The 10,166-nt window shown below is 66.6% G+C and carries 7 protein-coding genes and 1 pseudogene; 1 reads left to right on the top strand and 7 read right to left on the bottom strand.

The window, feature by feature from the left end:
* The 6 genes and pseudogenes from B3446_RS16605 to B3446_RS16580 form a co-directional block, all read right to left on the bottom strand.
* Nucleotides 1–197 (bottom strand): annotated as a pseudogene (locus B3446_RS16605) (ABC transporter permease); the annotation flags it as partial.
* Nucleotides 198–202: 5 nt separating this feature from the next.
* Nucleotides 203–1,180: an ABC transporter permease gene (locus B3446_RS16600; protein WP_191575801.1), complete on the bottom strand. Its 978-nt coding sequence runs from the start codon at nt 1,178–1,180 to the stop codon at nt 203–205.
* Nucleotides 1,177–3,414 (bottom strand): ABC transporter substrate-binding protein, encoded by a 2,238-nt coding sequence (locus B3446_RS16595; RefSeq protein WP_291383463.1) that lies wholly within the window; start codon nt 3,412–3,414, stop codon nt 1,177–1,179. Before B3446_RS16595 ends, B3446_RS16600 begins: the two co-directional genes overlap by 4 nt.
* A 166-nt stretch (nt 3,415–3,580) precedes the next feature.
* Nucleotides 3,581–4,261, bottom strand: a complete 681-nt coding sequence (locus B3446_RS16590) for a thermonuclease family protein (RefSeq protein ID WP_291383461.1) — start codon at nt 4,259–4,261, stop codon at nt 3,581–3,583.
* An 89-nt stretch (nt 4,262–4,350) separates the two neighbouring features.
* Entirely contained in the window at nt 4,351–5,361 is a 1,011-nt protein-coding gene (locus tag B3446_RS16585) for a magnesium and cobalt transport protein CorA (RefSeq protein ID WP_191575803.1), read from the bottom strand.
* Nucleotides 5,362–5,445: 84 nt separating this feature from the next.
* A complete protein-coding gene (locus tag B3446_RS16580; RefSeq protein ID WP_291383459.1) occupies nt 5,446–7,575 on the bottom strand; it encodes an ATP-dependent helicase in 2,130 nt (709 codons plus the stop codon).
* 116 nt (nt 7,576–7,691) lie between these two features.
* On the opposite strand from B3446_RS16580, the gene B3446_RS16575 reads away from it, so the two are divergent.
* Nucleotides 7,692–8,606, top strand: a complete 915-nt coding sequence (locus tag B3446_RS16575; RefSeq protein ID WP_291383457.1) for a DUF72 domain-containing protein — start codon at nt 7,692–7,694, stop codon at nt 8,604–8,606.
* A 48-nt stretch (nt 8,607–8,654) separates the two neighbouring features.
* Here the strand turns inward: B3446_RS16575 and B3446_RS16570 are convergent, their stop codons facing one another.
* Nucleotides 8,655–10,166 (bottom strand): PLP-dependent aminotransferase family protein, encoded by a 1,512-nt coding sequence (locus B3446_RS16570; protein WP_409558277.1) that lies wholly within the window; start codon nt 10,164–10,166, stop codon nt 8,655–8,657.

Genomic DNA, 10,166 nt, shown 5'->3' with positions numbered 1-10,166 from the left:
TGGACGGAATCCAGCAGGCCGACCACCGAAAAGGCAACCAGGATGACGGCCGAACACATGGCGGGCGTGTCGCGGGCCACCCGCGCCCAGGTGGCGCGCAGATTGGGACTGCGGCGCACGTGCCAGACGTAGGCCAGCGCGCCCGCCACCATCAGCCACAGCGCGATATCGGTCCAGAGAAAGACGAACTTGGGCATGGCGGCTACTCGAAACGCACGCGGGGATCGGCCAGCGTGTAGGAAATGTCGGCCAGGATCAGCCCCACGATGTAAAGCGCGGCGCCCAGGAACACCATGGCGCGCACGATGGAAAAGTCCTGGGCATTGATGGCGTCGATGGTGTAGCTGCCCAGCCCCGGAATGCCGAAGAACGATTCGGCGATCAGGCTGCCCATGAAGAGCAGCGGCAACGCGGCGACCGTGCTGGTCAGGATGGGCAGCATGGCGTTGCGCAGCACATGGCGGAACAGCACGACGCGTTCGGCCAGGCCCTTGGAGCGCGCGGTGCGCACGTAATCCTTGCCGATCTCTTCAAGAAACAGGGTGCGGTAGAAGCGCGCCTCGGGCCCCAGCCGCGACACGATCGCGACCAGCACCGGCAGCGCCAGGAACTTGATCACGTCCAGTCCGCCCGAATAGCCCGAGAACGGCACCAGCCGCAGCAGCTTCGCAAACAGCCACTGCCCAGCAATGATGTAGAACAGGCTGGATATCGACAGCAGCATCACGCACAGCACGACGCCCCAGAAGTCCAGCCGCGTGGCCCGGAAATACACCAGCGTCAGCGAGAACACGATGCTGGCGAACAACCCCAGAAAGAACGTGGGCACCGCCAGCGCCAGGCTGGGCCCCATGCGCGTCTTGATCTCGCGGCCAATGTCGCGGCCGCCATCCGACGCGCCAAAATCCATCACCAGCAGCGGCACCGAACGCCGGTAGAACACCGTGTCCGTGAGCTGCGCCGTGCCCTGGGCCGCGGCATTGAAAAACAGCGGCTTGTCGTAGCCGCGCTCGGCCTTCCATTTCTCGACCGCGTCCTGGCTGACGCGCTGGCCGCCGATGGCCAGCCGAGCCATGTCGTCGGGCGTGTTCACCGCGAAGAACAGGATGAAGGTAAAGAGATTGACGCCGATCAGAATCAGCACGCCATACAACAGCCGGCGGATGACATAGCCGATCATGATTGATGCTCCTTGCGTTCGGGCGGCACAAACGCCGTCTGGCGTTCACGCCGCTTGAGCGCCACGTACGAAGGCCAGATCGCCAGCGCCAGCAGCAGGATGAAGACGCCGACGGGCCACCAGATGGGCGAGTTCCATTCGTCGATCTTCTGCTGCCGCAGCGCCGGGTCGATCTTCATGTACTGCAGCGTGTTGCGCACCATCTGCGTGGGCTTGGCGTTGCCGACCCACTGCTGATAGGCCCCGCCCGACATCGGGAAGTAGCCGAACATCCACGGTGCGTCGCGCTGGACGACGGCGATCATGTCGGCGATCAGCGCGGCCTTCTCCGGGCCGTCGTCCAGGAATTTCATCTGTTCGAACAGCTTGTCGAACTCGGGGCTGGCATAGTTGGCCGCGTTCTCGCCGCCGCCCTTGGCCTTGGCGTTGGGGCCATACAAGAGGAAGAGGAAGTTCTCGGCGTCGGGGTAATCGGCATTCCAGCCCCACAGGAAGATCTGCGCGGCGCCGCGCAGCATCTTGTCCTGGAAGCGGTTGTAGTCGGTGGCCCGCACGTCCAGTTGCACGCCGATCTTGGCCAACTGACGCCGCATCCAGTCGGACTGCGGGTTGGAGCCGCCGCCGGACATGGAATCGAAGTACAGCACCAGCGGCGCGCCCGTCTGCGCGTTGCGCCCATCCGGGTAGCCGGCCTCGGCCAGCAGCCGCTTGGCCACATCGATGGATTTGCGCACGGGCTTGCCGTCCACCAGGTCATACACGACGGGATTGATGCCTTCGGGCGGATCGCGGTAGCCCAGCACGCCGGGCGGCACCGGGCCATAGGCCACCGACGCCTGGCTGTTCTCGAACACCGCCACGTATTCTTCCCAGTCGAAGGCGATGCTGATGGCCTGGCGCAGCTTACGGTTGCGTTCCTGCTGCTCGGGCGTATCGCCCTTGCCCACCACCGGATCCAGCCAGTTGAAGCCCATGTACCAGTTGGCGGTCTCGACCGTGGTCGGCAGCTTGATGCCGTGCTCTTGATATTTGCGCGCCTTGTCCTGGCTGTCGCCAGCCGCCACCAGCATGGCCACGCCGTACTCGCCGCGCTCGATCTGCGGCACATCGTAATAGCCCTGCATGAACTTGCCGGTCAGGGGAATGGCTTCCTTTTCGACGCTGAACTCGGCGCGGTCGATGAAGGGCGTGGGCTTGCCGCAGTCGGCCAGCAGGCCCGCCGCCTTGTCACCGGGTTCGCCTTCGCAGGGATAGGGCTCGCCGTGGTAATTGGGATTGCGGCCCAGCACGTGGCGGCGGTTCTGCAGCGACTCGACCAGCATGTACGGGCCGGTGCCCACCGGCCAGGTGTTCAGCGACAGGTCGTGCGCGGCCATGCCGGGCTGGTTGTAGAACCGATCCGCTTCCCAGGGGATGGGCGCGGTGAAGGTCATGGCCAGCCAGTACTTGAACTGCGGATACTTGCCGTCGACGCGGATCCGCAGCGTGTGGGCATCCAGCGCCTCGACACCCTTGAAGCCGTCGTCCTCGCGCAGGTCCAGCCAGGGCGACGCGCCCGCGCCGCCGGGCACATCGCGCCGCAGGTCCTGGTCGCGCTTGCGCAACCGGTCGCCGTAGTCTTTGAGCCCCTGCACGTGTTCGGCCATCAGCGAATAGATGGGCGACACCACGCGCGGGCTGGCCAGGCGCCGGAACGCATAGACGTAGTCGTCGGCGGTGAGCTCGCGGGTGCCCGTCAGCGGGAAATCGGGAATGTAGAACTTGTCGTCGAGTTCGCCGGGCGCCAGCGGAAAGTAGGCATAGCTGCCGTCCGGCTTGCGGGCGAAGGCCGGATGCGGCGCGAAGCGGATGCCCGGCCGGATCTTGATGTCGTAGATGCTCTGCGCGATCTGCTCGCCGGGCGCGTCCGCGGGCAGCGTGTTGCCATCCTTGTCCAGGTACACCGGCGGATCGATCGACGCTGCCGCGCGCGGGAACAGCTCGTAGGGCCGCTTCAGGTAGTGATACCCGTAGAGCGGCTCATAGATGTTGTAGGTATATGGCGTTTCGTCGCCGGAATAGGAACTGGCCGGGTCCAGGTACTTCGGGGAGCGTTTGACGAACGCGGAATACAGCGTGTTCTGGCTTTCGGCGCCGGATGGATAGGGGCTGTTGATGGGGCTTTCTTGCGAGCAGCCCGCCAACGCCAGCGACAGCAGCATGGCCGACGCCCAGAGCCGCTTCAGTACACCCATGGAAACCTTCCCTTCGTTTCGTAGCGACAGAGAATAGCAAATGGGGGGCCGGGGAAATACCCCGGCATGCCCTTAGAGGCGCCATGGGCGAATCGGGCGGGAGCAGGTCGGCGCTCGGACGGCAGCGAGGAGACCGGATGACCGCGAGGAATCCCGATGGCCGCGCTCAGCCGCACTGGCGTTGGCGCCAGCAGTCGTAGCGCCATTTCCAAGGCTGCACGGGGTCCGGCCGCGCCCACAGCCCGCGGCCGGCCGCCTTGGCCTGGCGCTGCAGGTCCGGCATCGCCTTGTCGTGCAGGTAATCGCCCTTGCGGGCCGTGTAGGCCCAGGCGTAGCCGGCCTCGACCTGCACGCGGTTGGCGGAGCGGCCATCGTCCAGGATCAGCGCGCAGACATCGCGGCCATATTGATCCTGCTCGTAGCACTGCGCGGTGAGCGTCTTGCCGGCCACCAGTCCGGCCAGGTGCTTGCGCGACGCCTCGGCGTCAGGCTGGCCGGGCTGATCCGTGCCATGGCCCTCTTCCGGCGCGTCGATGCTGTCCATCCGGATGCGCCGCTGCCCGTCTGGCGCCCGTAGCGTCACGGTATCGCCGTCCGCCACATTCACGATCGTGCCCGTCAGCGTGTAGCTTCCTTGCGGCACACCGCCGGCAGGCGCCGCGGCCGGCGGTTTACCGCCCGCCGGCGCTGTCCCCGAGGGTTTGCCGGTTGCCGTCGGCCCAGAGCGCTGCGGCGCGGGGTCCTGCGGCTGGAGCCAGTTCACGATGGCGCCCGCCGCGGCCAGAACCAGGGCGACGACAAGGGCGGTCAGCTTGCTGCCGCCGCGAAATGGGGATTTGCCACGCACCGGCGGAACTCCAGAGGGAAAACGACAGCGAGTTTGCCACAAGGAAGCTCGCCGCAGACGCCTGGTTGATGGTGTGTGACACCCCGGGATTACAACCAGCCCGACTTCCGGAACCGCCAATACAGCACCGAGCACACGGATGCGATGACGCCCAGCGTGACCGGATAGCCCCAAGGAGATTTCAGTTCCGGCATGAACTCGAAGTTCATGCCATAAATGCCGGCGATCGCGGTGGGCACGGCCAGGATGGCAGCCCACGACGCAAGTTTGCGGGTGGTGTCGTTCTGCGCCGCCTGCCCGATCATCAGGCTGGCTTCAAAGGCGAACGCCAGCGACTCGCGCAGCGAATTGAAAAGCTCATCCACGCGCAGCACGCGATCCGCCACTTCGCCAAAGTAAGGCCGTGCGTGCTCGTCCACCGCGGACATTTCGACGCGCGCCAGCCGGCGGCAGATCTCGGCCAGCGGCGACACCACGGTATGAATGCGTAAGAGGTCCCGGCGCTGCCGGTACAGCCTGCGGATGTCCGAATCCTTGGCGCCGCGGATCAGCAGCTTCTGTTCGGCGCCTTCGACGACGCTTTCGATCTTGACGGCCGCCGCCACGTAGCGATCCACCAGCCAGTCCAGCAGCTCGGACGCCACGTAGTCGCTGCCGCGTTTGAGCAGGTCGGGCGAGGCTTCCAGGCGCTCGCGCAGCGGGCTGTGGCCGGCGGTGGCGCCGCGCCGCACGGTGACCAGGAAACCATCGCCGATGAGGAACTGCGTCTCGCCGAAGATGGGACGCTCCGCTTCGACTTCGACCGTCACGGCGACGATGAGAATCATGTTGCCGTAGTCGATGATCTTGGGACGCCGGTGGGCTTCCAGCATCTCTTCCTGGTTCTTGTCGCACGCGCCAAGCTCGCGCGACACCTTGGCAAGCGTCTCCGGACTGGGGTTGCGCAACCCGATCCACAGCATGCTCTGGCCCTGACGCTGGGCAACGTACTGGCCGGCCTCTTCGATGGGGACCTCGCGGTCCCGCCGTCCGTTCACGTAGGCGATCGATGCCACGACCTCGCCCTTGGGCGCGTCGGCGGCGTGCTCTTCAGTAGACATAGACATCCTCGGACAAATCGATCCCTGCGGTGCAGCGTGTGATTATCGGCCGATGATAGCCCAGCCTCCGGGCGAGCCGCCGTCTCAGAACAGGTTGCGCACGCGCTTGGCCACGTCGATGCGCGGCGCCTGCGGCTCGCGCGGCTCCGCCCGTCCGGGCGGCAGATCGGGCAGCTTGGGCAGGTGGTCAAAGAGCGGCAGCATGGCGTTGGTGATGAACCGCGTGCGCGAGCCGTACACGTGGCGATCGCCCATCCCCGTCTGCTGATGCACGTAGAAGCGCTGCGGCACGACAAGCTGCAGCCGTTCCTTGGCCCGCGTCATGGCCACGTACAGCAGCCGGCGCTCCTCCTCGATCTCTTCGGCCGTGCCGGTGCTCATGTCGGACGGGATACAACCGTCCACCACATTCAGCACGTAGACCGCCTTCCACTCCTGGCCTTTCGCGGAATGGATCGTGGACAGGATCATGTAATCCTCGTCGCGCAGCGGCGCGCCGGATTCGTCGCTGGTGGCGTCGGGCGGATCCAGCGTCAGCTCCGTCAGGAAGCGCTCGCGTGTCGGATAGCCCGAGGCAATGCGCACGAGCTGATCGAGATCTGTCTTGCGCACGCGCGCATCGTCGTACAGACGCTCGAGCTGGCCGCTATACCAGCGCAGCGCCAGGTCCACGTCGGCCGGCCACTTCAGCGTGGGGTCGCACAGCGCGGCGTACGTGTCGGCAAAAGCGCCCCACTCTTCCTGGGCCGCCGCGCCCGGCTTGAACTCGCGCAGCGTGCGCAACGGCTCGGCGGACGCGGACATCGCGTCCATCAGCTTGCCCGCCGTGGCCGGACCGATGCCCGGCATCAGCTGGGCGACCCGGAATCCCGCCATGCGGCCACGCGGGTTCTCGGCCCAGCGCAGGATCGACAGCAGGTCCTTGACGTGCGCCGCTTCCAGAAAGCGCAACCCGCCGAACTTGACGAAGGGGATGTTGCGGCGGGTCAGCTCCAGTTCCAGCGCGGCGCTGTGGCTGGCGGTGCGAAACAGCGCCGCCTGCGACTTGAGCGTCGCGCCGCCCTCGCGCTGCGCCAGCACCTGGTCGGCGACCCAGCGCGCCTGGCCGGCTTCATCACTGACCGTGACCAGCTCGGGCAACTGCGACGACTTGCGGTCGGTCCACAAGTCCTTGGCATAACGTTCCGTCGCCTGCGCGATCACGGCATTGGAGGCGGTCAGGATGGGTTGCGACGACCGGTAGTTGCGGTCCAGCGTGATGACGCGCGCGGGCGCGGGAAACAGGTTGGGAAAGTCCAGGATGTTGCGGACCGTGGCGGCGCGGAACGAATAGATGGACTGCGCATCGTCGCCCACCACCGTCAGGCCGCGGCCGTCTGGCTTCATGGCCAGCAGGATGGCAGACTGCAGCCGGTTGGTGTCCTGGTATTCGTCCACCAGCACATGATCGAAGCGCGCGCCGACATCCGCTGCTATCTCCGCGTCCGACATCATTTCGGACCAGTAAAGCAGCAGGTCGTCGTAGTCCAGCACCTGCTGGTCCTGCTTGGCCGCGACGTAGGCGCGGAACAGGTTCTTGAGCTCGTCTTCCCACTGCGCGCACCAGGGAAACGACGTCTTGAGCACATCGCCCACCGGCGTCTGGCTGTTCACCACGCGCGAATAGATGGCCAGGCACGTGCCCTTGAGCGGAAAGCGGGATTTGGTGGAGGACAGGCCCAGTTCATGCCGCACCATGCCCATCAGGTCCTCGGCGTCGCCGCGATCATGGATGGTGAAGGCTTCGGACAGGCCGATACGCAGCGCGCAATCGCGCAACAGGCGCGCCCCGATCGCATGGAAAGTGCCCGCCCACGGCAGCGACGGCGCCTGCTGCGACGAACGCAGGTTCATCACCCGCTGCAGCACCGACCCCACGCGCCGCTCCATTTCCAATGCCGCGCGGCGCGAGAACGTCAGCAGCAGCATGCGCTGCGGATCCGCGCCGTTCAAAATCAGGTGCGCCACGCGGTGCGCGAGCGTATTGGTCTTGCCCGACCCCGCCCCCGCAATCACCAGCAGCGGGCCGTCGTTGCCGGGCGCGCCGGCCACGCCGAATTCGGCGGCCTCGCGCTGCGCGGGATTCAGCTCGGCCAGCGGATCGGGCCGCTCGGCCGGACGGGCGGCGGTCAGGGGGTTGTCGGGCGTGCTGGGAGTTTGATCTTGGTCTGGCATGTCGCGGAGCCGCAGCGCTGCGGCCGCAAAAAAAGGAAGGAGCCAAGGCTGGCTCCGGATGAACACTGTATATTTATACAGAATTTTTTGACTTCCGTCTGAACCGCCTTGGCGCCATGCCCGATTTTCCCCGCATCCTGACCGGCACCGCCTCCTGGACCGACCCCACCCTGCTGGCCTGCGGCCGCTTTTATCCGCCCGATGCGCGTAGCGCCGAATCGCGGCTGCGGTTCTACGCGTCGCGCTTTTCGCTGGCCGAGGTCGACGCCAGCTTCTACGCGATGCCCACGCCGGACAACGCCTACCTATGGTCCACCCGTACACCCGACAATTTCGTCTTCAACATCAAGGCCTTCCGGCTGTTCACCGGCCACCAGACCCCACTCACCGCCCTGCCCGGCGACATCCGGCGCGAACTGGCGGACTGGCCGGAGCCCATCATTTACCACGACCGCATGCCGGCCGACCTGCGCGACGAGCTCTGGCGGCGCTACCAGCTGGCCATCGAGCCGTTGCGGATGGCGGACAAGCTGGGCGCGGTGCATTTCCAGTTTCCGCCGTGGGTACGGCGCGACGCCCGCGGCATGGCGCGCGTGGCGGACTGCGCGCGACGGATGGAGGAGCATCTGGTGTCGGTGGAATTCCGCCACCGCAGCTGGTTTGAAACCCCGGCGGCCACTGCGGACACGCTGGCCTTCGAACGGGATCTGGGTGTCGTGCACACGGTTGTCGACGCGCCGCAAGGGTTCGAGAACACCGTGCCCGCGGTTTGGGAAAGCACCCATCCGGACCTGACGCTGCTGCGCCTGCACGGGCGCAATGCGGCCAAGTGGAACGCGTCGGGCCCGGCGTCTTCGGGGCGGTTTCAGTACGAGTACTCGGAAGCGGAACTGGCCGAACTGGTCGCGCGCTTCACGCGGCTGGCCTCGCAATCAGCGCAGGCGCACGCGGTGTTCAACACCAACTTCGAAGACCAGGGCATGCGCAACGCGGCGGCCTTCGCGTCGGCGCTGCAATTGCCCGGGGTGTGAATGGGTGTCTGACACCGGCCTACAGACGCCAACCTTCGCACGCCGAGATCAAACACCCGCCTTCGCAGCAGTCCGCGCCGCCGGCCGCGCCACCTCCGCCAGACTCTCCAGCAGCACTTCAAACTTGCGCGCGATGTCGTGCTCCGGCACACAGGCATATCCCAGCAGCAGCCCCGGCCGGCGCCCTTCCTCGTTGACGTAATACCGCGACAGCGCGCGGGTCAGCACGCCCTTGCTGCGCGCCACCTCGACGACGCGCAGGTCGTCCATGTCCGCCGGCAGGGTCAGCACCAGATGCAAACCCGCCATGCTGGCATCGCGATGCAGCCAGTCCGGGCCCAGCCGGCGCTCGATCAGGTTGACCAGCATGGCGCGGCGGCGGCCGTACAGCATGCGCATGCGGCGGATGTGCGCCGCGTAATGGCCTTCGGAAATGAACGTGGCCAGGGCCGCGTGCGTCATCAGGTGCCCCTCGCGGTACAGCTCGGCATGCGCCGCCTGAAATGCCGCCGTCAGCGTCTTGGGCAGCACCAGATACCCCACACGCAGGCCCGGATACAGCGTCTTGCTGAAGGTCCCCATGTAGATCACCGGCGCGTCAGACTCCAGGCCCAGCAGCGACGCGATCGGGCGGCCGGAGAAGCGGAACTCGCTGTCGTAGTCGTCTTCGATGATCCAGCTGCCGCACTGCCGCGCCACCGCCAGCAACTGCCGCCGGCGTGCCAGCGACATCACGGGTCCCAGCGGATATTGGTGCGACGGCGTGACGAAGATGAAGCGCGGCGGCGTGTCCACGGCGTCAGGCACACGCATGCCTTCTTCGTCCACCGGCAGATGCACGGTGCGCAGGCCGTTGGCCTGCAGGATGGTGCGCGCGCCCCAATAGCCCGGATCTTCGACCCACGCCGTTTCACCGGCCTCACCCAGGATGCGCGTGGTCAGGTCGATGGCCTGGTGCGAACCCTCGGTAATGATGATCTGCTCGGGATCGCAGTCGATGGACCGCGTCAGCGCCAGATGCTGCGCCAGCGCCTCGCGCAGCGCCGGCAGGCCGCCGCCATACGAATACGTCAGCAGATCCGGCGCGGGATTGCGCCACAGCGCGCTGAAGATGCGGCCAAATTTCTTGTGCGGGAACTCGGTCAGGTCGGGCACGCCCGGCATGAACGCGCCCCATTGGTAAGGCGATGCCGACACGCCATCCACGATGGCCGCGCCGCGTGGCGACAGCGCCGGACGCGACGGCGCCTGCTGCGCCTGCCGCGCGCGGCGGCCGCTGGCCAGATACGAATCCGGCACCGAGGCATTCACGAAGGTCCCGTTGCCCTGCCGGCTGCGGGTATAGCCTTCGGCCAGCAGCTGGCTGTAAACGTGAACGACGGTGTTGCGGGCAATGCCCAGTTCGGCCGCCAGGTCCCGGGTGGCGGGCAGGCGCGAGTCCGCGGCAATGGATCCATCCAGGATGGCTTCACGGATGCCGCGATAGAGCCGCTTGTTCATGGGCTCGCTGGCGCCGTCGGCCAGGCGCAGCAGCAGCAAGTCACCGACGATGGACCGCAA

It is taken from the genome of Achromobacter sp. UBA5777 (assembly GCF_002418565.1).
Taxonomy (GTDB): domain Bacteria; phylum Pseudomonadota; class Gammaproteobacteria; order Burkholderiales; family Burkholderiaceae_B; genus Achromobacter; species Achromobacter animicus.
The sequence above is the reverse complement of the archived record's forward strand: the minus strand, read 5'-3'. Positions and strand labels throughout refer to the sequence as shown.

Excerpts from the sequence above, each read along its gene's own strand:
- B3446_RS16600 (WP_191575801.1), bottom strand. The coding sequence starts at position 1,180 with ATGATCGGCTATGTCATCCGCCGGCTGTTGTATGGCGTGCTGATTCTG.
- B3446_RS16595 (WP_291383463.1), bottom strand. The coding sequence starts at position 3,414 with ATGGGTGTACTGAAGCGGCTCTGGGCGTCGGCCATGCTGCTGTCGCTG.
- B3446_RS16585 (WP_191575803.1), bottom strand. The coding sequence starts at position 5,361 with ATGTCTACTGAAGAGCACGCCGCCGACGCGCCCAAGGGCGAGGTCGTG.
- B3446_RS16580 (WP_291383459.1), bottom strand. The coding sequence starts at position 7,575 with ATGCCAGACCAAGATCAAACTCCCAGCACGCCCGACAACCCCCTGACC.
- B3446_RS16575 (WP_291383457.1), top strand. The coding sequence starts at position 7,692 with ATGCCCGATTTTCCCCGCATCCTGACCGGCACCGCCTCCTGGACCGAC.